This is a genomic window from Sorangium sp. So ce295, from assembly GCF_051527405.1.
Taxonomy (GTDB): domain Bacteria; phylum Myxococcota_A; class Polyangia; order Polyangiales; family Polyangiaceae; genus Sorangium; species Sorangium cellulosum_B.
Genome location: NZ_CP150324.1, coordinates 2,242,704 through 2,266,435, shown reverse-complemented (window position 1 = coordinate 2,266,435; position 23,732 = coordinate 2,242,704). Strand labels below are relative to the sequence as shown.

Annotated in this window: 17 protein-coding genes; 5 read left to right on the top strand and 12 right to left on the bottom strand. The window is 71.7% G+C overall.

What is annotated here, in order from left to right; all coding sequences use genetic code 11:
* Nucleotides 1-280: 280 nt before the first annotated feature.
* Nucleotides 281-1,693: a spondin domain-containing protein gene (locus WMF11_RS08690; RefSeq protein WP_437977131.1), complete on the top strand. Its 1,413-nt coding sequence runs from the start codon at nucleotides 281-283 to the stop codon at nucleotides 1,691-1,693.
* Nucleotides 1,694-1,808: 115 nt separating this feature from the next.
* Here the strand turns inward: WMF11_RS08690 and WMF11_RS08685 are convergent, their stop codons facing one another.
* The 4 genes from WMF11_RS08685 to WMF11_RS08670 form a co-directional block, all read right to left on the bottom strand.
* On the bottom strand, nucleotides 1,809-2,540 hold the full coding sequence (locus tag WMF11_RS08685; RefSeq protein ID WP_437977130.1) for a tetratricopeptide repeat protein: 732 nt from the start codon (nucleotides 2,538-2,540) through the stop codon (nucleotides 1,809-1,811).
* Nucleotides 2,537-4,795 (bottom strand): 5'-nucleotidase C-terminal domain-containing protein, encoded by a 2,259-nt coding sequence (locus WMF11_RS08680; RefSeq protein ID WP_437977129.1) that lies wholly within the window; start codon nucleotides 4,793-4,795, stop codon nucleotides 2,537-2,539. Before WMF11_RS08680 ends, WMF11_RS08685 begins: the two co-directional genes overlap by 4 nt.
* 323 nt (nucleotides 4,796-5,118) lie before the next feature.
* On the bottom strand, nucleotides 5,119-6,153 hold the full coding sequence (locus tag WMF11_RS08675; protein WP_437977128.1) for a DUF2278 family protein: 1,035 nt from the start codon (nucleotides 6,151-6,153) through the stop codon (nucleotides 5,119-5,121).
* Nucleotides 6,154-6,759: 606 nt separating this feature from the next.
* Nucleotides 6,760-7,698 carry a LysR substrate-binding domain-containing protein gene (locus tag WMF11_RS08670; RefSeq protein WP_437977127.1) on the bottom strand — a complete coding sequence of 313 codons (939 nt, stop codon included), beginning with the start codon at nucleotides 7,696-7,698 and terminating at the stop codon, nucleotides 6,760-6,762.
* Between the two features lie 173 nt (nucleotides 7,699-7,871).
* Between WMF11_RS08670 and WMF11_RS08665 the strand changes: the two genes are divergently transcribed.
* The gene (locus tag WMF11_RS08665) at nucleotides 7,872-8,732 is read left to right on the top strand and encodes an NAD(P)H-binding protein (RefSeq protein ID WP_437977126.1); all 861 of its coding nucleotides are present in this window, start codon (nucleotides 7,872-7,874) and stop codon (nucleotides 8,730-8,732) included.
* Nucleotides 8,733-8,913: 181 nt separating this feature from the next.
* On the opposite strand, the gene WMF11_RS08660 is transcribed toward WMF11_RS08665, so the two are convergent.
* Entirely contained in the window at nucleotides 8,914-9,285 is a 372-nt protein-coding gene (locus WMF11_RS08660) for a VOC family protein (protein ID WP_437977125.1), read from the bottom strand.
* 280 nt (nucleotides 9,286-9,565) lie between these two features.
* Complete coding sequence (locus WMF11_RS08655; RefSeq protein ID WP_437977124.1) at nucleotides 9,566-10,054, bottom strand: hypothetical protein; 489 nt, start codon at nucleotides 10,052-10,054, stop codon at nucleotides 9,566-9,568.
* A 525-nt stretch (nucleotides 10,055-10,579) separates the two neighbouring features.
* Here WMF11_RS08655 and WMF11_RS08650 point away from each other — a divergent pair.
* Nucleotides 10,580-11,980, top strand: coding sequence for a hypothetical protein (locus tag WMF11_RS08650; protein ID WP_437977123.1), 1,401 nt, complete (start codon nucleotides 10,580-10,582; stop codon nucleotides 11,978-11,980).
* Entirely contained in the window at nucleotides 11,977-13,671 is a 1,695-nt protein-coding gene (locus tag WMF11_RS08645) for a prolipoprotein diacylglyceryl transferase (protein WP_437977122.1), read from the top strand. Before WMF11_RS08650 ends, WMF11_RS08645 begins: the two co-directional genes overlap by 4 nt.
* 47 nt (nucleotides 13,672-13,718) lie before the next feature.
* Here WMF11_RS08645 and WMF11_RS08640 read toward each other — a convergent pair whose 3' ends face one another.
* The 6 genes from WMF11_RS08640 to WMF11_RS08615 form a co-directional block, all read right to left on the bottom strand.
* On the bottom strand, nucleotides 13,719-14,303 hold the full coding sequence (locus WMF11_RS08640) for an O-methyltransferase (RefSeq protein WP_437977121.1): 585 nt from the start codon (nucleotides 14,301-14,303) through the stop codon (nucleotides 13,719-13,721).
* 285 nt (nucleotides 14,304-14,588) lie between these two features.
* On the bottom strand, nucleotides 14,589-18,491 hold the full coding sequence (locus WMF11_RS08635) for a protein kinase domain-containing protein (protein ID WP_437977120.1): 3,903 nt from the start codon (nucleotides 18,489-18,491) through the stop codon (nucleotides 14,589-14,591).
* A gap of 63 nt (nucleotides 18,492-18,554) precedes the next feature.
* Nucleotides 18,555-19,253 carry an acireductone synthase gene (mtnC, locus tag WMF11_RS08630; RefSeq protein ID WP_437977119.1) on the bottom strand — a complete coding sequence of 233 codons (699 nt, stop codon included), beginning with the start codon at nucleotides 19,251-19,253 and terminating at the stop codon, nucleotides 18,555-18,557.
* 2 nt (nucleotides 19,254-19,255) lie between these two features.
* Nucleotides 19,256-19,798: a 1,2-dihydroxy-3-keto-5-methylthiopentene dioxygenase gene (locus WMF11_RS08625; protein WP_437550902.1), complete on the bottom strand. Its 543-nt coding sequence runs from the start codon at nucleotides 19,796-19,798 to the stop codon at nucleotides 19,256-19,258.
* Entirely contained in the window at nucleotides 19,795-20,433 is a 639-nt protein-coding gene (locus WMF11_RS08620; protein WP_437550900.1) for a methylthioribulose 1-phosphate dehydratase, read from the bottom strand. Before WMF11_RS08620 ends, WMF11_RS08625 begins: the two co-directional genes overlap by 4 nt.
* A gap of 102 nt (nucleotides 20,434-20,535) precedes the next feature.
* The gene (locus WMF11_RS08615) at nucleotides 20,536-21,612 is read right to left on the bottom strand and encodes a glycosyltransferase family 2 protein (RefSeq protein ID WP_437977118.1); all 1,077 of its coding nucleotides are present in this window, start codon (nucleotides 21,610-21,612) and stop codon (nucleotides 20,536-20,538) included.
* A 404-nt stretch (nucleotides 21,613-22,016) separates the two neighbouring features.
* On the opposite strand from WMF11_RS08615, the gene WMF11_RS08610 reads away from it, so the two are divergent.
* On the top strand, nucleotides 22,017-23,645 hold the full coding sequence (locus tag WMF11_RS08610; protein WP_437977117.1) for an N-acyl-D-amino-acid deacylase family protein: 1,629 nt from the start codon (nucleotides 22,017-22,019) through the stop codon (nucleotides 23,643-23,645).
* Nucleotides 23,646-23,732: the final 87 nt, after the last annotated feature.

The following is a 23,732-nucleotide window of genomic DNA, read 5'->3' as shown; positions in this document are numbered from 1 at the left end:
GCTGCGCGAGCGCGCCGGAGACCGCCGGCAGCGCTGAAAAATTCCTCCCGAGCACGATCGAACAGGCGCGGTCGAAAGCCGCGAAACCGACCCGCCCTCCGTCGCGTAGCACCGTCGAACGACGCGCCACGAGCCATCGCAGATGGAGGCGGGCGCCATGCGGCCCCGCGGTCGCTCCGATCTCAGGGGTGCGCCGGAGGACCGATCGCCGCCACGCGGCTCGCCGCGGCGGAGGCGATCCAGGTCGCGTCATCTCAATCACCGCTTCTGGAGGATGCTTATGAAGATTCGGAATCGCGCGCTGTCGGCTCTGCCCCTCGTCCTCACCCTCGCCGCCGCTTGCGGCGACGGCGAAGGCGGCGATACCACCGGCGCCGGTGGCATGGGCGGGGGAGGCGCGAGCGGGCCCGGCGGCGGGGACGCGGCCACGAGCTTCGACGTGACCCTCGAGAACGTGACGCCCGCGCGGGATTACCGGGTGGCCAGCGTGTTCAACACGCCCGTGGGCGAGAGCATGCCCGGGCCGCTCTTCCCCGGGAAGAGCTTCGAATTCCGCGTCGGCGCCCTGCCGGGCGACAGGCTGTCGTTCACGACCATGTTCGGGCAGTCGAACGATCTGTTCTATGCGCCCGATGGCGCCGGGATCGCGCTCTACGACGCGTCGGGCAAGCCGGTGAGCGGGGACGTGACCGACCAGGTCCTGCTGTGGGACGCGGGCACCGAGGCCAACGAGGAGCCGGGCGCGGGGCCGAACCAGGCGCCCCGGCAGAGCGGCGCGAACACGGGCGCTCCGGACCCGGACAACACGGTGCGGCTGGTCCAGGATGACTATACCTACCCGGCGGTCGAGGAGGTCATCCAGGTGATGGTGACGCCGGAGCCGGGCAATGAGTTCACGATCCGGATCACCAACATGTCGGAGGTGGGGACGCTGATGCCCGAGGGCGGGGAGCCGGCCGCCGTGCCGCTGTCGCCGGGGCTCTTCGTGGTGCACACGATGGACAACCCGCTGTTCACGGTCGGGCAGGCGTACCCCGACAACGGGCTGGAGGCGCAGGCCGAGGACGGGAACCCGATGATGCTGCACGAGGGGGCCATTCCCCGCGCGGGGCTGACCTCGCCGGTGGCGCCGGGCGTCGCGGTGGTGCACGGGTCCGGAGCGCCCCTGTTCAGGACGGGCGAGGCGGACCGGGGCAAGGGCCTCGAAATGCTAGCCGAGGACGGGAATCCGACCACGCTCGCGGGGTCGCTGGAGGCCGAGATCGGGGGCGAGAGCGGGATCTCGTCGGTGCTGGTCTACAACACGCCCGTCGACGCCTCGACGCCGGGGCCGCTGCTGCCCGGCGCGAAGTTCAGCTTCACGGTGACCGCGCGGCCCGGCGAGCGGCTGAGCTTCGCGTCGATGCTGGGGCAATCGAACGATCTGTTCTTCGGGCCGAGCGATGCGGGGATCGCGCTGTTCGACGCGAGCGGCGAGCCGGTGAGCGGCGATGTCTCCGACCAGGTCACGATCTGGGACGCGGGCACCGAGGCCAACCAGTGGCCCGGCGTGGGCCCCGACCAGGCGCCGCGCCAGGCCGGGCCGCAGATGGGCGCCGACGATCCCAAGGACCAGGTGCGCAACGTCGATGACGGCTATCTGTATCCTGCGTCGAACCAGATGCTGAAGGTGACCATCACCCCGGCGCGGTAGCGGGGGCGCGAGCGGCAGCGCTGGCCGCTGGACCACGGCCCGGGGGTGCCTGGCGGCCGCGCAGCGCGTCTCCGCCCAGCACTGCCACGGTGGCGCCTCCTCAGGGGCCTGCCGCCTACGGAGGAGCCTGCCGGTGCTGGATGGCGTGCTCGGCCTCCATCGTGTACCGGCGGCTCTCGGCCTCATCGGGGTCGAGCCCCAGCTCACCATAACGATAGGCCATCGCCAGCGCCTGGAGCGCCGCAGGGTGCTCCCGCTCGCCAGCGCTCTCGTAGAGCTCCACGGCTCTTCTGTCATTCCTCGGCACGCCGGCGCCCGCGCGGTACGCATTGGCGAGCAGGAACATCGCGTCCGGCGACCCTCCGCGCGCCGCGATCTCGAACCAGCGCGCAGCCTCCGTGGGGTCGGCCGTCACGCCATCTCCGTTCTGGCTCATCACGCCGAGGAAATACGCGGCGCTCGGGTGCTGCGAGAGGGCGGCTCGCAGCAGCCAGGCGCGGGCGCGCGCCGCGTCCTTTGAGACCGATGGAAGCCCCTTCAGGTAGATCCTTCCGAGCGAGACCTGCGCCTCGACGTCTCCCTGCTCGGCCGCCCGCACGAGTGAATCCATCCCGGCGAGGACCTCCCCGGGATCCGCGACCGTGAGCAGGCGAAAGCCGAGCGCCCGCGCCTCCATGCCGCCCGCGGGCGGCGCCCCAGGGCGCGACGGCGCCGCGGCGGCCGTGGGGCGGTCCGGCGCGGGACGATCACCCTCGCGCAGCCCTCCAAGGGACAGGGCGGCGGCGCTGCCCAGCACGAGGGCGCCGCCGGCCAGCACAGCGAGCCGCACGGGAGGCGGGACGCTCACCGGCTCAGGTCGATGGAGTAAACCGAGAGCATCTTGCCGCTGCCGTCATCCTGCGCGACGAGCGAGAGGTTGGTCAGCCCGGCGGCCTCCGCCTTCGGGAGCGCGTTCTGGGCCGAGGTGAAGGTCACGGGGCCCGCCGTCGTGACCCGGGCGAAGCGCCAGCTGCGGGCAGAGCCGTTCTGGGCCCGCGTGAGGTTCTCGACCTTCTTGATGTACAGGATGAGCACGTCGCGGTTCGTGTCCGGCGCGGCGTAGATCGTCTTCGAGCCGTCGAGGCCAGGGAAGCTGCCGCCGCCGCTCGCGCGGTAGTTGTTCGTGGCCACGATGAACTCCGCGGCCAGATCCATGGGCTCGCCGTTCCACTGGAGGTTCTTGATCCGGCCGCTGGCCTTCATCCCCGTGGGCGGGAGCGGCTGCGTCACGTCGATCTCGTACGTGATCCTGCTGTCCGTGAAGATGTCGAAGTTGTATCCGGGCATCGCGCTGTTGATGAGCGGCTGCGCCTCCGTCTTGCTCGAATCGATCTGATTGAAGCGCGTCGCGGCCCTCTCCAGCCAGTCGAGGATGTCCGCGCCGGTGACCTTCACCGCCTGGACCGTGTTCGCGTACAGGTAGAGATCGGCCGCGTTGTTGATCGCGATGCTCCCCGCCGGCACGTCGGTGTAGTCGTTGCCGCCCTGAAAGCCGGACTTGAACGGCGCGCTCACCGAGAGCACGGGCAGCGACGCGTACTGCGGCAGGTTCTCCTCGATGTAGCGGGCGACGTAGTCGGCCTGGGCCTGATTCACGATCTGGATCGCGCTGGCGTCCCCCACGTCGGCGAACATCGACGACATCGCGAAATCGCTCGTGCCGATGGGCGTCTTGACGTAGGCGACCGTCGCCTGGTGCTCGGCGTCGAGGAGCGGCGCGAAGGAAGCGTCGGCCGCGACGAGGACCTTCGTCTTGTCCGGCTGCGCGTCGCAGAGCGTCGCGAACGCGCAGGACGCCCCCGTCCGCCAGCGCTCCATCGCATCACACGCCTCGGGGAGCCCGCCCTTGCAGGTCGTGGCGATCGGCCGGGCCTCGACGACCGTCTTCGCCTTGTCGACCGTCCAGCCCTCTCCGTCGTGGGTGAGCCCCAGCTTGATGACACCGAGGTGCTGGCCCCAGAAATTCGCCATGACCGCGGGGACGCCGTCGACCGTGCCCTTGTCCTTGTCGACCTCCGGCAGGCTGAACTGCGCCACGGTGCTGCTCGGGTTGGGGAAGATCTGGTGCGAGTGGCCCATGAGCATCGCGTCGATGCCGGGCACCTGGGCGAGGTGCCACGCCTGGTTCTCGAGGGTGGGCGTATACGGCGAGTCGTCGAGGCCGCCGTGGACGATGGCGACGACCAGCTCGGCCCCCCTGGCGCGGAGCTCGTCCACCAGCGGGGCCGCGACCTCCTTCACCCCCTTCGTGAAGACCTTGCCCTCGAGCCATTTCTTGTCCCAGCTCAGGATCGTCGGCGGCGTGACGTCGATGAAGCCGACCTTGACCGTGCTCTCGATGGCGCCGCCGCCTGGCGCCGTCGCGGTGATGGTCTTCTCGACGAGGACGGTCTTCGGGAAGAGCGTCTCGCTCGTCTTCAGGCTGAAGACGTTGGAGTTCACAAGCGGGAACCGAGGGCCCTCGCAGCCCGCCGATGCAGCGAGATCGAGCCCGTCGACGTCGAACGGGGTGTGGGTCACCTGCGAGAGAAAGGCGAGGCCGAAGTTGAACTCGTGATTGCCGATCCCGCCGACGTCGAACCCCACGTGGTTCATCGCCTTGTACATGGCCAGCGTCTCACCGCACGCGATCGGCGCGACGAGCGCCTGATAGTCGGCGAGGACGGTGCCTTGGATCGTGTCGCCGTTATCGATCAGGAGCGTGTTCGCGAACTCGTCTCGCGCCTGGTTGATCAGGGTCGCGGTGCGCTCGAGGCCGATCGATGGCTCAGCGACCAGCTTGAAGTAATCGAAGCCGAGGATGTTGGAATGGAGATCGGTGGTCTCGAGCAGCGCGAGGTCGGCCGTGGCGCCGCTCGGCGTCGCGGGCGCCCCTCCCTCGCCGCCTCCTCCCTGGTCGCCTCCGCCCTCGCCGCCTCCCGCCTGGTCGCCTCCTCCCCTGCCGCCTCCTCCCTCGCCGCCTGAGCCTGCGGAGCTGGAGGAGCTTGAGGTGCTCGCGGAGGAGCTGGAGGTCGATGCGCCTGTGCCGCTCTGGTCATCGCCGCACGCGGTCAGCGCGGTCATGGCCAGAATCAGCGAGGAAATCGACGCTACCCGTCCGACTCGACCTGTCATCGTGAACACCTTTCCGAGCGCCGCTTCGGCCGACGCCTCTCCGCGCGCAACCACCCAGTTCGAGTCGAGGCGGCCGAGTTTTCGCACCGATGCGCGCTCGGATCAAGGGCTACGATGAGCTGCTCGGCATGTCAACCGCACCGGAGAGGCGATGCGGCGGAAGAACGCTTGAACGGCGCGCCGTCGACCTCCCGCGCGCCGTTGCGTCAATCCGATGGACGGCTGGTAACGGTCTCGTTAACGCTCGCCGCGCGCGAAGGACGCGCGTGGCATCAAAACACGATCGTCCAACCCGGATTGCTCACTTGCTGCTTCGTGTAAGACACGCCGTCGACCTTCAGCCCTTCCGCGTTGAGCAGCGTGATGAGCCCGCCCTTGTTGGAGAGGACCATCGGAGCCTGGACGACGATCGTCGTCAGCCCACCGGGCTGAAGCTCTCCGGTGAGCGCCATCTTCGATTTGGCCTTGTCGGCCAGCGACCAGCCAGCGAGGTTGATCTTCTGGTTCGACGTATTCACCAGTGTAACGGTCTCCCGTTCGGGCGTACGCGTGTCGTTCACGAGGGCGGCGACGATCCGCACGATCCCGTCGGGCTGCTCCACCGTGGGGAGCCCGCCGCCTCCACCGGCCACGTCCGACGGCGGTCCGGAGACCGGGATGTCGAGCGTGTGCCCTGTCCGGTCGTCGGTGTGCCACGCCTGCGTCTGAAACTTCAGGAAGATCGCGACCCACTGGTCCCCACGCGGGAAGTGGAGGAGGAGGCCGCCGTCCTGCCAGACACCATCATCCTTCTTGAAGCGGGCGTCGTTGCCCTGGTTCATGTGGATATCGTGGATGCCGTTGCCGGGCAGGAAGCCGAAGATCTTGTCCTTCTTCCCGTTCTCGGGGCCCCAGCGCTCCCCGAAGGCGTACAGGATCGCCGTCTCGTCGGCCATCGCCCGCTGCACGTAGTGATCGAGCTTCTCGTTGAGGTCGTTGTCAGGGCCCGGGGCGGAGAATGGCAGCGGGACGAACTCCGTCCGATCCACGAGGTTCCCCCGGATGAGGTCGAGCCCGCCCCCGCCCGGCTTGCTCTCCAGCGGATGGAAGCCCGGCTTCAGCTCGTGGATATCTTGAAGCAGCGGGTGCGCAAAATGTGACTTGACGACATATTCGACCTGGGAGCCGTCCTGCGACTGCACATTCACCGCGATGCGATAGTCTATCGTGTCGTCCACGATGTGGATCTGATAGTGCGGGTTCGCTCCCGACGCGAAACGCCTATCGATCACTGTCCCCTTCAGTACGCCATAGCTCTTCAGCGGCATGTCGCCTCCCGCATCCATCGGCTGAGCACGGCCGGTGCCCGCCTGTGAGATTGCATCAAACCCCTATTTCACTCTTTCGAATGGTCATGGACCATCCGGCACGAATCAAACGCTGTCGCCATCAGGCTCATTGCCCAGGGTCAGGAGCCGGACCTTCGAACAGCTTGGATGTCACCTTTCCCTCTTGGCGGGGTCCCGGCGGACGCCGACGGTGGGATTCTCGTGGCCTGGGCCTACTCCCCGCAATGCAAGACCCCACGCGCAACACGTGCCCTCCCCTTGGCGCCGGTGACCGGCGGGTGTTGGATGGAACGCGCGATAGCGCGCTCTTCACCATTGCAGCCGCCTTCCTTTTCGAAGTCAAGACCGAGCTGACCGTGGACTCGCAAATTTCGCCGCCCTGTCACGCAGCGGTTTGTTTGCGGAAAGCCAGCGGAAAGCCACGGAGCTGGCGCTGGAACCCCATCCTCTCTTGAGCGGCCAATGCCGAGCCGAGGCACGCCCTTTACAGGCACATCAAATTCATCATGGATTCGCTCGCGCTGCGCAAGGCGCGCTTCGAGCGGTGTGCGACCATCGGGTGGATTTTGGCCGAGACGGATCTCGCTACGCGCGGCGGCCGCGGCCGGCGCGCGCCGGGTCGGTCGCCGGCAGCTCGCCGAGGAGGTGGTCGATGCAGGTCCGGACGGCGGCCGTCAGGGCGCGATGCGCGCGATAGAGGAGGCTGACGCCGCCGGCCTCGGCCTCGTAGCCCTTGAGGACGCGGACGAGGCGCTTCGCGGCCACGTCCTCTGCGCAGAACACCTCCGGAAGCATCGCGATGCCCACGCCCGCGAGCGTCGCGCGGTAGGCGGCGGAGGACTCGCTCACATAGAAGCGGGGCTCGAAGGCAATCCGTCGTCTCCGGCGCCCCTGCCCGAGCGTCCACGTGGCCATTCCGTCCGTCGCGTGCACCGCGATGCAATCGTGACGTGCCAGGTCCTCGACCCGGTGGGGAACGCCGCGCGCCTCGAGGTAACGCGGGCTCGCATACAGCAGCTTCCGCGTCGCCCGCCAGAGCTCTCGCGCCACGAAGTCGGTTGTGTCGTCCACGTGGCCCGGGACGATCGCGATGTCGAAGCCCCCGGCGAGCAGGTCGACCCGCCGCGAATCGATCTCGAGGTCGACCGACACGCGGGGGTGCTTCGCGAGATAGGTGCAGACGACGCTCGACACCGCGGCGCCGAGGGCGATCGGCGCCACGATCCGCACGCGTCCGCGCGGCTCGCTCTGGAGCTCGCGGACGTGATGCGTGCCTCTCGTGAGGTCGTCGATCGCCCGCTCGGCGTGGCTGAAGTAGGCGCGCCCGGCCTCGGTCAGGTCCAGCCGCCGGGTGGTTCGCTCGAGGAGCCGGACACCGAGCGCGGACTCGAGCCGCGCGATGCGCCGGCTCACCGTGGAGACCGGCACGCCGCGCTCGCGGGCTGCGGCCGAGAAGCTGCGCGTCCGGACGACGCGCACGAGGAGCGCGGCGTCGTTCAGGTCCAGATCGATTCGTGCGTCCACGGCAACAGTCCCTTCCCTCCAGGCACACTAATGCGCTCCGGCGGCCGGCGCTAGGCTCGGTGACGTGAAGAAGCCCATCGTCACCGGGCCACGCGGGGCACGGAGCGCCGCGCCCGCGTGATCCCTGGGATGACCGCGCAGGGTCGCTGCGCCAAACGCAGCAGGAGGTTGTCATGATCATCGTCACTGGAGCCAACGGTCAGCTCGGCCGAGCCATCATGGAGCGGCTCCTTCAGCGCGTGCCCGCCGCTCGGCTCGGCGTCAGCGTCCGCGACCCGGAGCAGGCCAGCGCGCTCGCCGAGCGCGGCGTCCGCGTGCGCCGGGGGGTTTTCGACGACGCCGCGAGCCTGCGCCACGCATTCGAGGGCGCCTCGCATGTGCTGATCGTCTCCATCAACAGCACGGGTGAGGCCGCGGTGCGCCAGCATGAAGCCGCGCTCGGAGCGGCGCGCGCGGCGGGCGCCCGGCGCGTCCTCTACACGAGCCACATGGGCTCGAACCCGGCGTCCCGCTTCGAGCCCATGCGCGACCACGCGGCCACCGAGGCCTCGCTGCAAAGATCGGGGGGCGCGTTCACCTCGCTTCGCAACGGGTTCTATGCGGCGTCCGCGCTCATGCTCCTCGAGCGGGCGCTCGAGACGGGCAAGCTCGTCGCGCCGGAAGACGGCCCGGTCTCGTGGACAGAGCACGGCGACCTGGCCGACGCGGCGGCGATCGCGCTGACCGACGAGGCGCGCCTCGACGGGTTGACACCGCCGCTCACCGCCTCCGCGGCCCTCGATCTCGCGGACATCGCGGCGATCGCCTCGGAGCTCCTCGGGCGCTCGATCGCGCGGGTGACCGTCAGCGATCGAGCGTTCAGGGCAGACATGGTGTCTCACGGCGCCCCGGAACACCGGGCGGACCTCTTCCTGGGCATGTTCGCGGCGAGCCGGGAGCGCGAGTTCGCCGCGGTGGATCCGACGCTGGAGCGCATGCTCGGCCGAGCGCCGATGTCCATGCGCCACTACCTGACGACGCGCCTGTCACGCTGAGGCACGGGGCGCACCTCGAAGCGCCGGTCGGCGCAGCGAAAGCCCTCGGAAAGGCGACGCTGCGTCAATGATTTATTCTCCCGCCACTTCATCACGCCACCGGGTGGCGCCGTGCGCGTGCGCGACGGCCGCCTCGCGGCGCTGCGCGGGGCCGATTGCGGACGAGGGGCGGGCGGTGAGCTCAGCGCACCATGGTGAAGAAGTTGAGCTTGTTGCCGTCCAAATCGCGGAAATATCCTCCGTAGAAGCCCTGTCCGCGCGGCCCCGGCGCGCCCTCGTCCTTGCCGCCCAGCTCCAGGGCCTTCCTGTGGAGCGCGTCCACCTTGGCCGGGCTATCGACGACGAGCGCGACCATCACCCCGTTGCCAACCGTGGCCGGCTGGCGGTCAAAGGGCAGGGCGACGGCGAGCGCAGGCGCGTTCGGCTTCACCGCCCAGATGATCATCCGCTCGAGCTGCCAGAGCCGCGTCGCGCCCAGCTCGCCCAGCAAGGCGTCGTAGAAACGGGCGGCGCGCTCCAGATCGTTCGTGCCCAGCGTGACATATCCGATCATCGATCTCTCCGTTCGTTGGAATGGTTCGTCGTCGTTGCCTGATCAGGGTCGGGTGCCCCGAGCGCCATGCAGACCTGCCTCGATCGCGCGTGGCACGCTCGAAAAGCAACCCGAGCCGGCGGAGAGCCGTGTACCATGGCGACTGCCCGCGAGGTGAGGTTTCCGCGCTTCAGCGGGGTGGTCATGTTCTTCCACGAGGTGGGTGCGGCGCGGCGATTGCAGGACGGGACTCGCCATGAGCACGAGGACGACCTGCGCGGCCGCAGAGGTGGCGGCCGCGTCAGCCCGCGACGGCGTGGGCGCTACCGCGCCGCGCTCCCGTGATCACGAACACGATCGCCGAAAGGACGTACGGACTCGCGATCACGAGCGCGTCGAAGGGCTGGTGAACCCGGGTGAGGCCATAGCTCGCGCCGCCGATGGCGAGGAGGCCGGTGATCCAGATGGCTTGATTCCAGGTCCTTGTGGCGAGGCACAGGCCGGCTCCAGCGCCCATGATCGTGATGAAGGCGCTCATCAGCGAGAGATGTCGATAGCGAATCACCTCGGCGAGGTAGCCGACCCCAGCGATCGCGAGCCCGACGATCACGAAGTAAAGCGTGATGCTGCCGAAGTGCCTGCCGACATTCGGACCGAGCGCGAACGACAGCACGAGGACGAGCACCGCTCCGGCGTCGATGCCCGCGATCTCCGCGACGGCGACGCCATCGGAGAACAGCGCGAAGTGCACGACCCAGCGCAGAACGAAGAGGCCGAGCAGCAACAGCAAACCCCGTCTCTCAGCGGACGCTCTCATTCGGTCTCCAGCTCTTACCACGGCGGCCGAAGGCCGTCATTCCCGAGCGCCAGGTGCAGCAGCGCGCTCACGACCGCAGCAGTTCCGGCGGATTCGATTCGGCATCTTCGCCCACGTCAACGTCGCGGGCCGTGAGACCGATGGTGTCTGCCCCCTGATTCCAGATGCGCACGATCCTCTCCCAGGGCCCCGGCGCGAGCGGTGTTCCAGTCGACATTACGCCCGCGCGGTGAGTGAACCGGCGGGCCGAGCGCGGCCGGTCGCGTCGACGGGTCGAGCGCTGAGCCCCCTTCCCGCGGGACGGACGCCATGGCGGGAACACCGAGCACCGGCTCGCACACAGGGCTCCATCGGTCACCCGTCGATCGCGGCGCTCTTCGCGGGGAGATCTTTGGTACCGTGGTCGCAGGCGCCTCGCCTGCCTGATGCGCGCTCGCTCGATCGAGCAGGGTGCACCGTGTCGGGCGTCGCGCGCCTGACGGGGTTCGAGGGAGGAGCATGCGAACCAAGGCCTTCATCGAGAGAGCGAACTTCCGTGCTGTCGCGCTGCTGGCGCTCCCGGCGCTCGGCGCGTGCGGCGCGGAGACACCGCCGTACGACGACCTGCCGCTGCGCGACGCGCTGAGCGCCGCGCCGGAGGTCCTCGCCGCCTTGCCGGACGAGGTCCTGCACGACGTGGCGGTGCGGCTGGAAGAAGCGCACGGCGAGCAGGGGGACGAGACGGCGATCGACGGCGCGGAGATCGCGAGCGTCCCCGCGCTGGTCCGCGGCGCGGACGCGGCGCGCGACGAGATGGGGAAGGACGCGATCGTCCTCGGCGCGCTCGAGCCGTCCGACGACGGGTTCGTGCTCCGTTCGGTCACGCCCATCGCGGGGGCGCGCGAGCCCGAGGCGCCGCTCGATCGACCTGTGCCCGCCCTCGCAGGGCCACCGGCGTCGCCGGAGACGGCGCCGCTGGAGGACGCGGCGCTCGGCGGCCGGGCGGGCGAGATCCTGGCGGAGCTCGCGCGGCGCGCGGACGCGCAGGGCCTCGTCCGCGTCACCGGCCTGCCCGCGGGCGTCATCGCCCAGGATCACACGGTGTACGTCAATGCCGCGTGGCTCGTCGCGCTGAGCGCCCTCTCGCCCAAGGACGCGCCCGCGCTCCCCACCCCCTCGGGCGGCGCCGCGATGCCCGCGTGGCCCCGGAGCGAGCCGCGATCCGTGCGCGTGAACCCCTATCACCTCCCCTCGTCCGTCGCGGAGTGCGCCGCCGAGGTGCGGGACGTATGCACCTGCGCCGTGGCCGGGCAGTGCGAGCACGACCGCACCGACCCGGCGTTCGCGGACGCCCAGGCGGAGTGTTCCTGGGTCAACGCCGGGGCGCTGAACGCCGAGGCGCTCTGCATCCTCGCGCTGCTGAGCATCGACGGGGTCAAGGAGTGCGTCCTCTCCGCGGGCAGCGGCGCGTGCGCCGCGCTGCCGATCGCGGGGCGCGACGGCGCGCTGGCGTTCGCCGGGGACGAGGGCTGCGTGGCCTTGCTCGACCGCTGCCTCCAGTACGGCAGCCCGACGGTCCCGGCCGTCACCCCGAGCGCGCCCAGCGGCACGTCGGGCGGGGACGACTGCGGCAGCTGCGGCGGCGGCTGCGACAGCTGCAACGAGGACGTCGCGGGTTGCAACCAGAACTGCAGCGATTGCAACCAGAACTGCAGCGATTGCAACCAGAACTGCCGCGACTGCAACCAGAACTGCAAGGACGGCGATCCATCCACCGGCAGCAACTCGAGCTGCAAGCTGAGCGCCGGCCGGCGCGATCCCGGAGGAGGCCGCCCGGGCGCGCCCGTGCCGCTCGGCGCCGCGTTCTGGCTGCTCCTGCCCGCGGGTTACATGCTGCTGCACATCCGGAGGCGGGCGTGAACCGGGCGGTGATGCTCTGGCTGGAGCGCCACGGCCTGCCGCCGTGGCTCGCGCCGACCTACACCGTGATGGTCGCCCTCGCGGGGCTCCTCGGGGCGGCGGCGTTCTTCTGGCTCGTGCGCAGGGATCGGGGCGACGTGGCCGTGGAGGGCCGGGCGCTCCTCTCGGGCTACGTCGCGGCGCTCCTGGGCGGCTACGTCTTCGAGGCGCTGCGCGCCGCGCCCGAGGCGCTCGCGGGGGGCTCGTGGGGTCCGGTGCTCCACGCCGGCCGCGCCGCCTACGGGGGCCTCATCGCCGGCGTCGCCGTGGCCGGCCTGGTCCTCTACCGCCGCGGCGCGGCCGTGCTCCCGTTCCTCGACCGGCTCGTGCCCGGGCTCGGGATCACCTACGCCTGCGTGCGCACCGGGTGCTTCCTCGCGGGGTGCGACTACGGCCGCGTCACCGGGGGCGCGCTGGGCGTCCGGTTCCCCGCCGGCAGCCCCGCGGCGACGGACCACGCGGCGGCCGGCTGGGTGCCCCTCGGCGCGCCGAGCCTGCCCGTGCACCCCACGCAGCTCTACGAGGCGGCGCTCGGGGCAATGGCGAGCGCGCTCGCCGCCCTCTGGCTCGTCCGGGGGCACCGGGACGGGCGCACGTTCGGGACATGGCTCGCGCTCTACGCGGCGGGCCGGTTCTTCATCGAGCTCCTCCGCGGGGACGCCGGGCGCGGCGTGTACGGGGGCCTCAGCACCGGCCAGCTCGTCTCGCTGGCGCTCCTGCTGGGGCTCGCGGCGGCCGTCGCGCTCGCGCGCCGCGCTCGCAGCGCGCGGCGCGCCGCCGCCGTGGCGCCCGCGCTGGTGGCGCTCGCCTCCCTGAGCCTCGCCGCGGGCGAGGCCGCGGCCCAGCCATACGCGCCGCCGCCCTCGGGCGGGTATCCCGCGCCCTACCCCTACCCGCCGCCCTCGGGCGGGTACCCCGCGCCCTACCCCTACCCCTACCCGCCGCCCGCGGGCGGGTACCCCGCGCCCTACCCCTACCCGCCGCCCGCGGGCGGGTATCCCACGCCCTACCCCTACCCGCCGCCCGCGGGCGGGTATCCCACGCCCTACCCCTACCCGCCGCCGGCGGGCGGATACCCCGCGGCCCCCCCTCCCTCGCCGGCGGCTGCCGCGCAGCCGCAGAGGCGCACCCCGGATACGTCGCCGGAGCCCGCCGCAGAGCAGCCCGCGACGGGTCATCAGGCCGAGGCCAACGCGCGGCGGATGGCGCTCTCGCTCGGGATCTCCGGCTACTTCGTGCCGGGGCGCTTCGCGGTGAAGGACGGGATGTCCGTGGATCTCGACGTCCTCGCGCGCCTCCGTCTGAGCGAGGCGCGCCGCTTCGAGGTCGGCGTCGAGCTCCGGACCGTCTCGACCACCGACGTCAACCAGCTCGCGGTCGGCGTGCCGCTCCGGCTCGTGATGGGGGTCGGGTCGCACGTCGAGATGTCGGTCGGGATCACGCCGGGCTACCACCGCATCTTCTTCGACTCTCCCTACTTCGAGAGCGTGGGCGCCTTCGGCGCTCGCTTCGGGTGGGGGATCCAGCTCCCGATCACCTCGCACCTGTTCCTCGGCTTCTCGCCGCTGAGCTTCCTCGTGCTCGCCTCGGACGACGTGGACGCGCTCGTGGCGTACGAGCCCGGGCTCTGGGCCGGCGCAGGATTGCTGTGACCGCCGTCGCTGACGGCAGCTCCTCGACCTCGAGGCGCGGCCGTGCTCTAGCCGCGACCGATCCTTGTCGCGATGATGAGCCCTGACGACCAGCAGAGCTTGGTCAGCACGAGATCCTGGCGTCGCTCGAGAGCGGCGATCAGCTCTGCCACCTTGGGAGCGTGGTCATCAGGCCAGTTGGGCTGAGGGAGCATGTCGTCGATGACGTAGAGCCCGCCGGGCTTGATCAGGCTCAGCGCCTCGTCGAGGGCGTAGTACTTGCCCGGCCATGTATCGGCAAAAACGAGCTCGAATTGCTGCCCCCGGACCGACCGCAAGAAGGCTTCGCCATCCATGTTCTTGAGCGTGAGGCGGGGGTCGCCTCCGAGGTGCTGCCGCGCCACGTCCTGGACCTTCTCGTCGTGCTCCACGGAGACGAGCGTGGAGCTGGCATTCATGCCATCGAGGATCCAGCACGTAGAGATGCCCGTGCCGGTCCCGAGCTCGAGGAGAGCGCCCGACTTGGCGGCGGCGAGCGTACGCAGCATCGAGCCCGTCTGCCTGTCACTCGCCATGGCAAACCCGATCTCCGCGGTGGTCCGCTCGATCTCCTCGAGCGCCGCAGGCGGTCTCAAATTCTCCAGCTCCTTCATGACCCGATCCCTCTTCACGCGGCCAGTCGCGCGTCACTCTACAGCACCTCGATCTGGCGGCCCCCTGGAAAGAGCCAGCGGTGGAGGGCGTGCTGCGCGGGGGGGCGGCGGGGCAGGCCCCCACAAACCCCGAGCGCCGGCCCGCAGCGCAGCCGCTCGCCCCCCGATCTCGCCTCCCGCACAGCGGGCAATAGCCCCCCAAAAGGCGCGAGTTTGTGGGACAGCCCCGCCGCCCCCCCGCGCAGCACGCCCTCCACCGCTGGCTCCGCTGCAGCCGTCCGAGCCTCACTCCCCGAGCAACACCCGCGCGAGCGTCAGAGTCCGTGCGTTCGCGGAGACATTCTCGAGAAAGCTCTTCCGGAACGCAGGCTCCTCGATCCTGGCCGCTCGAGCGAGCAACGCGCCGCGCTCCTCTCGGACGACCGCGCGCGCCGCCTCCGCGTCGCCCTTCGCGTGCAGCGCCTCGGCGTACAGCGCAGGGATCACCTCCTGCCGCAGCAGGAAGACCGTGCCCGCCTGCCGCTGGAGCGCGAGCGCCTCGCCGGCCATCGCGCAGGCCTCCTCCGTCCGCCCTTGCCGCAGCCGGATCTCGGCGAACAACGAGAGATGCACGGCCCCGGCGAAGGGCGCCATCACCGCCGGATCCCCCGCCGCGCAGAGCTCCTCCTCCGCCCGGGCGAGATCGCCGAGGAGCAGCCGCCCCTCGGCGAGGAGCTGCCGCGGGATCACGCTCCGGCTGCGATGGCCGCGCGCGAGCATGTGCTGGAGCAGGCTGCTGGACATCTCCACCGCCTCGGTGAGCCTGCGCCGCTGGAGGAGCGAGACGATCCGGCACGTCACCGAGGTCGTGAACACGTAGTCGAGCAGGCCCTCGGTCGCGAGCACGCGATCGAGGCACTCCTCTGCGGCGGCCATGTCGCCGAGCCTCGTGTAATCGATCGCCACCAGCATCCACGCCCAGGCGACGAACAGCCCGCTGCCGAGGGACTCGGCGCGCCGCGCGGCGGCGAGGTTCGCCTGGAGCGCTCCCCACAGGTCCCGCGCCGCATGGCAGCGCCAGAAGCCGCGGGTGAGCTCGATCCAGAGGGCCGCATGGAGATCGCCCTCGACGGCCGGCGCGATGACGTGCTCGAGCCGGCGCACGATCCGCTCCGCCAGCGCCGTCCTCCCGTCCCAGAGCAGGCTGAAGACGATCCGGGTCGCGAGCTCCGGGCTCAGGACGTCGACGGGGAGCTCCTCGGCCAGGAGGCGCGGGATCAGCACCTCCACGGCCCGCCGGTCGTCGCAGAGCGCGACGCAGTACATCGCGCCGCTCAGGGCGCGCCAGGAAGCGAGGCTCCCGGGCGCGGCGAGCTCGAGCGCCTGGAGCGCGCTGGCGTGGGCGCGCGCGGCGTCGTCGGTCCAGATGAGGGCGTTCATCCGGAGCAGGTGGAGCTCGGCCAGCCGCTCGCCCTCGGCCCCGCAAGCGATCCCCTTCTCCACCCGCGCGAGCGCCGCCTGCACGTCCGCCCCGTGGAGCGCCAGGGTGGCGGCGCGCAGGTAGAACCCCCCCGCGCGCGGCCCATCCCCGCCCCGCGCGAAGTGCTCGGCCAGCACCATCGGATCCTGCTCGCCGGCCGAGAGTAGCCACTCCCCGGCGAGCCTGTGCCCGACCGCCCGGTCGCGCTCGGTGAGCATCGCGTAAGCCCCCTCCCGCAGGAGCGCGTGACGGAACGCGATCTCCTCCTGCCCCGCGAGGCGCGAGCTCGGGCGGCGCTCGAGGATCTCGCGATCGAAGAGCTCCGCCCAGGCGTCCGCGTCTCTCGCCCCCGACGCCGGGGTGCGCGCGCCGACGAGCGCGCTCACGCCGCCGAGCCACGACACATCCCCGAAGACGCTCGCCGCCCGGAGCAGCCGCCGCACCTCGGGATCGAGCGCCGCGAGGCGCGCCTCGACCATGCCCAGCACCGTCTCCGGCAACGCACCGCCGCGCCCCTCGGCCACGGCCCGTACGAGCTCCTCCAGGTAGAAGGCGTTTCCCGCCGCCCGATCGACGATCGCCGCCACCGTCTCCGGCGCGACCGACGCGCCCAGCGCGCCGCGCACGAGCTGCTCGGCGGCCCGCGCGGACAGCTCGCGCAGCCGGATCTGCGTGAGCCCTCGCTCGATCCAGAGCCGGGGGAAGAGCTCGTGGACCTCGGGCCTCGCGAACGCGAGCACCCCATAGGGGCGCTCGCCGAGGGCCCGCAGCGCGTGATCGAAGATTTTCACCGAAGGCGCATCTCCCCAGTGCAGATCCTCGAGGACGACGAGCATGGGCCGCGCGCTCGTCACGGCGCGCGCGTAGTCCAGGTAGGCCTCCTGGATCCGGTCGGCCATGTGCGCCGGGTCCTGCCGCGCGGCCCGCAGCAGCGGCCCGCCGTCGGCGAGAGGAACGCCGAGCAGCTCGCCGAGGAAGCAGGCCACGCGCTGCTGCTGCTCCCCCGCGAACAGCTGGCCCACGGCCCGGGCGAGCTTCTCCCGCTGCGCCTCGGGGGCCTCGCCGGCCGCGATCCCGAGCGCGCCCCGGAGCGACCCGGCGAGCATCGCGAACGCGGAGCCCGCGCCGATGGAGTCCCCGCTGCCGACGCCCAGCACGAGCTCGGGATGGCGCGGCCGCAGCGCCTGGACCAGCTCGTGACGCAGGCGCGATTTGCCCACCCCCGCGGCCGCGGTCACGAGCGCCACCGCGGCGCGCGGCTCGGTGAAGCTCTCCTCGACGAGATCGAGCAGGCTGCGCAGCTCCCGAGCGCGACCGACATAGGGGCTCGGCTTGCCCAGCAGCCTGCGCGCGCCGTCGGCGACCTCGCGCTCCGCCTCCACCCAGGAGAGCCCGTCCTGCTCCGCGACCTCGAAGCGCGCGTCGAGCAGGGCCCGCGTCACGGCGTCGACAGCGACGCGGAGGCGGCCCGGACGGCCCCGGGCGGCCGCGTCGTCGAGCAGCACGGCCGCCCTGTCCAGGACCTCGCCGAGCAGCGATCGTCCCGTCGACTCGCCGCGCCCCGTCACCAGCACGACGCTGGCTCCGGGGACCGACGCGCCGATCCGCAGCGCGCAGCGGGCCGCGAGCGCCGCCTGGTCGGTGGCGCTGCCCGCGCCCGCCCCCGCCGCCAGGATCGCCACGACCGCCCCGCTGGCCAGCTCCTGCACGACCGCGCCGAGGGGCGAGGTCTCGCGCCGGACGGCGGCGACCGCGCTCCGCTGCGCTCGACCGGCGGGCACGATCGCCGTCGACGCCGGCGCGCTGACGTCCGCCGGCCCGACGGCCACGACCGAGCAGAGCCACACCTCCGCGGCGGTCACGAGCTCGACGGCGGCCAGGCTGGAGCGAGCGCCGCCCGCCGTCGAGGCGCCGAGCGCGTCGAGGCAGCGCACGACGGCCGCGCCGTCGGCCGGGCGCCCCTCCGGGCGCTTGGCCAGCATCTGCGCCAGGAGCTCGTCGAGCGCCTGCGGCACCTCGGGCCGCAGCGCGCTCGCCCGCGGCGGCTCCTCCTGGAGGAGCTTGGTCAGGATGGTCATGAAGTGCCGCCCGTGAAACGCCGGACGACCCGTCAGGCACTCGAAGAGCACGCACCCGAGCGAGAAGACGTCCGCGCGCGCGTCGAGCTGCGCGCGCTCCCCGCTGGCCTGCTCGGGGGCCATGTAGCCGATGGTGCCCACGAGGGCCCCTGTCCGCGTCAGCCGCGCCGAGGCGCCCGAGAGCTGGGCAATGCCGAAGTCGAGCACCTTCACCCGGTCGGCGGCCCCGCCCGGGAGGAACAGGTTGCTCGGCTTGATGTCGCGGTGGACGATCCCGCGCGCGTGCGCCGCGCCGAGCGCGTCCGCCACCGCGCGCACGAGCGCGACGCTCTCCTCCACGTCCAGCGGTCGCCGCGACAGCCGGGCCGAGAGGCTCTCGCCGGAGAGCCACTCCATCGCCAGATAAGGCTCCCCGGTGGGCGCCACCCCGTGCGTCACGTAACGCACGACGTGCGGGTGATCGAGCGTGGCGAGCGCCCGCGCCTCGTGACCGAAGCGCGCCGCCGCCTGCGCGTCGAGATCGCCGAGCAGCTTCACGGCGACGACATCGCCGCTCGCGCGGTCCACGGTCCGGTAGACAGCGCCCATCCCGCCCGTTCCCGCGAGCTCGACCACCTCGAACCGGCCGGCGAGCAGTCTGCCGTGAAGCATGCGCGCCAAGGATGTCAGCGCGGTCACTCACGCGCCAAGCGGAACGAGCCGCCGCCTGGCGAGCTACGGCGCGATGTCGTCGAAGCGCTCCGCGACGGCGTGGCGGCTCTCCGCGTCCCGCGCCGTCCCCGGCCGGAGCAGCTGCGCCGTGCGCATGCCGGCGGCCGCCGCGGCGTCGAGCTCGGCCACGATGTCGGACAGGAACAGCACCTCTCCCGGCTGCAGCCCGAGCGCCTCCGCGATCCGCTGGTAAGCGCCCGCCTCTCGCTTCGGCCCGGTCGTCGTATCGAAGAACGCCGTGAACAGGCCGGTGAGATCGCCGGCCGTCGTGTGCCGGAAGAGGAGCTGCTGCGCCTCGACGGACCCGGAGCTGAACACGGCGAGCGTCACCCCGAGGTCTCGCCATCTCCGCAGCGCCGGCTCCACGTCTGCGTAGATGTGGCTCCGGAGCCCCCCCGACTCGTAGGCGCTGCGCCAGATCTTGCCCTGGAGCGCCTTCAGCGTCGTCTCCTTGCGATCCTGGTCGATCCACGCGAGCAGCGCCGCCGCGAGCTCGCCGTCGCTCACCGCCTGCTCGCCCTCGCCCCGCTCGCGCGCGACCGCGCGCCGGGCGGCCTCGACCTCCGGGCTCCCGGCGTGCGCCGCGACGTACGCGGCCAGATCCCGGCGCGCCACGGAGAACAGCGTGTCGTGCACGAAGCGCACGTCGGTCGTCGTCCCCTCGATGTCGACGAGCACCGCGCGGGCAGGGAGCGGCGCCATGCTCACGCCTCGAGCCGCGGGAAGCGCGACGCGATGTCCGACCCGGTGTGCTCGGCGACCCATCCCCTCGGGTCGGAGAACCACCGGATGCAGGTGAACGAGGGCTCAGGCCCCATGTCGAACCAGTGCCGCGTCCCGGCCGGTACGCTGATGAGATCGCCCTTCTCGACGAGGAACGAGAGCACGCGCTCGCCGTGATGAATGCAGAACAGCCCTCGCCCCTCGACAAAGAAGCGCGCCTCGTCCTCGGTGTGAATGTGCTCGTCCAGGAACTTCCGCCTGAGCTCGGCGTGGTTGGGGGTGCCCGGCGACACCGACACGACATCCGCCGTCACGAACCCGCACGCCTCGGAGAGCTGCTTCACCGGCCCCGCGTACGCCTCGAGCACCCGCTCCTGCGCCGTGCCCGGCGGCAGCGGGCGCTCGGCGGACCAGCGCTCGAAGCGGATCTGCGCCTCTGCGGCGACGCGGGTGATGTCCTCGAGCGTCGTGTATTCGTCGGCCCTCGTCGGGTCGCTCTCCCGGTAAACCCGCAATCGGCTCATGATAGCCCTCCTTCCAGCAGCGCGCAGTCCAGCATGAACTCGATCGCCTCGATGTGGCGGATGGTGCTCGGGATGTCCGAGCCCCATGTGTACAGGCCGTGACCTGCGATGAGGTAGCCATACACGGGCGGATGCGCCGACATGAACGCATCGACGTCCTCCGCCAGCTTCCGGATGTCCTGCGTGTTGACGAAGACCGGGAGCAGCACCGTGGCGGAGTGCGTCGTCATCCCGGAGAGCGCCTTCGCCACCTCGTAGCCCGAGAGGGTCACGTACCCCTCCTGCGCGCACCGGCGCGACAGCACCGTCGCCGCCCGCGAGTGGGTGTGCGCGACGGCGCCGATCTCGCTGGAGTGCCGGTAAAGCTGGCAGTGCAGCGCCGTCTCGGCCGACGGGCGGGCCGGCGAGGGCCCGGTCAGGCGGCCGTCCGCATTGACGACGACGATGTCCGACACGCCGAGCGCGCCCTTGGGCCGCCCGGACGCCGTGATCGCGAGGGTGTCGTCGCCGAGCCGGGCGGAGAAATTGCCGCTCGTGGCCGGCGTCCAGCCGCGCTCATGGCAAAAGCGGGACAGCTCGATGAGCTCGGCCGCGACCGAGGAGAACGATGCAAACGACGTCCCGCGTACGCTCACGGCGCCAACATACCAAAGCGAACGCGGGCGATCAACGCGCCGCGCCGCCGCTCGCGCCGCGTCCGAGCCGCTGAACCCTGGGATCACCCGCGCTGCTCGCGCTCACGGCGCCGGAAGGCGCTCGGCCTCGCGCCGGCCAGCGCCGTCCCGCGCGCCGCCGAGCAGGCCGGCCCAGAACCCGAGCCCGTGCGCGGCGTGCACCGCGGGGAAGATGGCGCAGAGCAGGGGGAAATCGCGCGGCGAGGCGCGCCGCGCGAGCCGGAGCGACTCCGCGATCACGAGCGCGGCATAAGCGAGCGAGGCGAGCGCCAGCGCCGGGCGGACCGCCGGCGCGAGCGCCGACGCGAGCGCGAGCAGCGCTCCGGCCGTCACCATGAAGAACGGCAGCGCCGGCCGGAGCGACAGGAACCTGCGGCGGCACAGCAGCGTGCGCGCGCGCCCCTTGCCATACGCAAAATACTGCCGGAAGAGCGCGGCGAACGACGACCGCGGGTAGTAATAGGCGACGATCTCCCGGGACAGGTAGACCGCGCCGCCAGCCTCGATGATGCGCTGGTTCAGCTCGGCGTCCTCGTTGGTGATGGCGGCCGGGTCGTAGAGGCCGGCGATCTCGAACGCCTCGCGCCGGAAAGCCCCGTTGAACACCGACTCGACGAACCCCTCGCGCGACGGGTCCCGGTACGCCGAGCCGCCCACGCCGAGGGGGCTCGAGAGCGCGACGCAGAGCGCCCGCTGAAAGCCGTTCCGGTGGCGCGGCCGCGCCGCGCCGCCCGCGTTGAGGGCGCCGGTCCTCCGGAGCGCCGCGACCGACGCAGCCACGTAGTCGCCGGCGTAGTCGGCGTGGGCGTCCATCCGGACGATCACCTCACCTCGCGCCCGGCGAATGCCGATGTTCATCGCGGCGGCCTGGATCCGGTCGGGGTTGTGGAGGAGCGTCACCCGTGGATCCTCCGCCGCGACGCGGCCGGCGAGCTCCCGTGTCCTGTCGGTCGAGCCGCCGTCGACGACGAAGATCTCGAGGAGCTCTGGAGGATAACGCTGCTCGAGGGCGCAGCGGAGGACGTCCTCGATGTAGCGCTCCTCGTTGTAACAGGGAATGACGATGCTGCACCGCGGCCGCTCGGCGAGCGGGCGCAGAGAGAGACGCCCGCGTCGAGGCGCGCTCGCTGTTCGATCCATGGACTCCCCCGGTCCCTCGCGGGTCGAGTCGACCCGCAGCAGGACTGCGACAGCCGCGGATACAATCGCGGGGCCAGGCGATATCGCGGGGTCGAGCGGAGCGAATTGCACTGCGCGGCGCGGCCTGGGCCCGGCCGGGGCAGATCGCTGGGCTCGGGCTGCACACCGGCGGGCTCATGCGGAGGGCGCGCGGCGCGAGCGTGAACGGGCGAGCGCCCGGGCTCATGCTGTCGGGGCAGCGGCTCGAAGGGCGCGGCCGCCGGGGCGCGAGCGCGACGGAGCCCGGATCGGGGGGCGCGCGGCCCGCGCGGAGCTCATGCTCCGCTCCACGGCGATGCCCCGGTCCGGTGGGCTTTCCACGGTTCGGCGTGGTCCGCGAACCAGCTTCTCGAGGAGGTATGCAGATGGACTTCGATCTCGTCATCTCGCGGGGAACGATCCTCGATGGCAGCGGCCAGCCTCGCTACGTGGCGGACCTCGGGATCCAGAAGGGCAAGGTCGCCGCGATCGCCGGGCCAGGCGCGCTCGCGGGAGGGCGGACGCTCGACGCCGGCGGGCTCGCCGTCGCGCCCGGCTTCATCGACATCCACTCGCACGTCGACTGGCTGCTCGCGCTGCCCGACCACGAGGACGTCCTCGCGCCGATGGTCGCCCAGGGCATCACGACCGTTGTCGCGGGCAATTGCGGTCATTCCCCTGCCCCGGTCACCGAGGCGTCGATTCCGCTGGTGGAGCACTCCGCGGAGATCCTGAAGGACGGAGCGCTCGCCTACCGGTGGCGCTCGATGGGCGAGCTGCTGGCGGCCCTCGAGGCCGGCGGGCTGCTCGTCAATGCGGCGCTCCTGGTCGGCCACGGCACGCTCCGCCAGGCGGTCATGGGCAACAGCGCCGCTCCCCCGAGCCCGGAGCAGATGGACGCGCTCTGCGCGCTCGCGCGCGCGTCGCTCCGCGAGGGAGCGTTCGGGCTCTCGGCCGGGCTGGCCTACACGCCCGGGGTCTTCGCGCGAAGGCACGAGCTCCTGACGCTGCTCCGGGCGGTGGCCGACGAAGGGGGCGTGTTCACGGTCCACGGCCGGGCCTACACGTGGATATCGCCGTTCTACAGGCCGCTGCTCCTCGGCCCGCCGCACAACCTCCGCTCCGTCCGCGAGCTGCTCGGCCTGGCCGAGGAGAGCGGCGCGAAGATCCAGCTCTCGCACCAGATCTTCATCGGCCGGCGGACGTGGCCCACGGTGCCCTGGGTGCTCCGCGCGATCGAGCGGGCCGTGGACAGGGGGGTCGACGCCGCCTTCGACGCGTTCCCCTACACGGTCGGCAACACCACGGTGAACGCCCTCTTCCCCGCCTGGGTGCTCGACGACTTCCGGGCCCGCATCGGGGACCCGGCCGTCCTCCGCCGGCTCCGGCGGGAGTTCGCGATGTTCCGGCGGCTCCTCGGGCTCTCGTATGCCGACATCCGGCTGCTCTGGGGCGGAGCGCCGGAGCTCGCGGCGCTGGAGGGGCTCGATTTCGAGGCGATCGCGGGGCGCCTCGGCGGGAGCGAGTTCGACGCCTACGTGCATGTCGCCCGCGTGAGCGACGGCAAGGCGCGCGTCCTCCTGAACACGTACTCGGGCGTCGATGCGCACGACGAGCCGCTCCGGGCCGTGCTCTCGCACCCGCTCTGCGCGTTCGAGACCGACGCGATCCTCACCCGGCGCGGCCAGCACAACCCGGCGTCATTTGGCACGTTCCCGCGGGTGCTCGGCCACTACAGCCGCGACGCCGGCCTGTTCCGGCTCGAGGAGGCCGTGCGCCGGATGACCTCGCTGCCCGCCGAGCGGATCGGGCTCCGCGACGTGGGGCGCATCTTGCCCGGGCACTGGGCGGATCTCGTCGTGTTCGATCCGGCCACGGTGGCGGACAACACGACGCCGCGGCGGGCCGACGCGCCGCCGACGGGGATCCGCGCCGTCCTGATCACCGGCGAGGTGGTGGCGCAGGACGGCGCGCTGACGAGCAAGACCCGGCAGGGGCGCCTCCTGCGCAGGTAGGCGGGGCGGCCATCGCCTTCGCTGACGCTCAGGGACGTTCGGTTCCGACCGCTTCAACAGGATCGCGCCGGAGCGCGAGATGAGCGA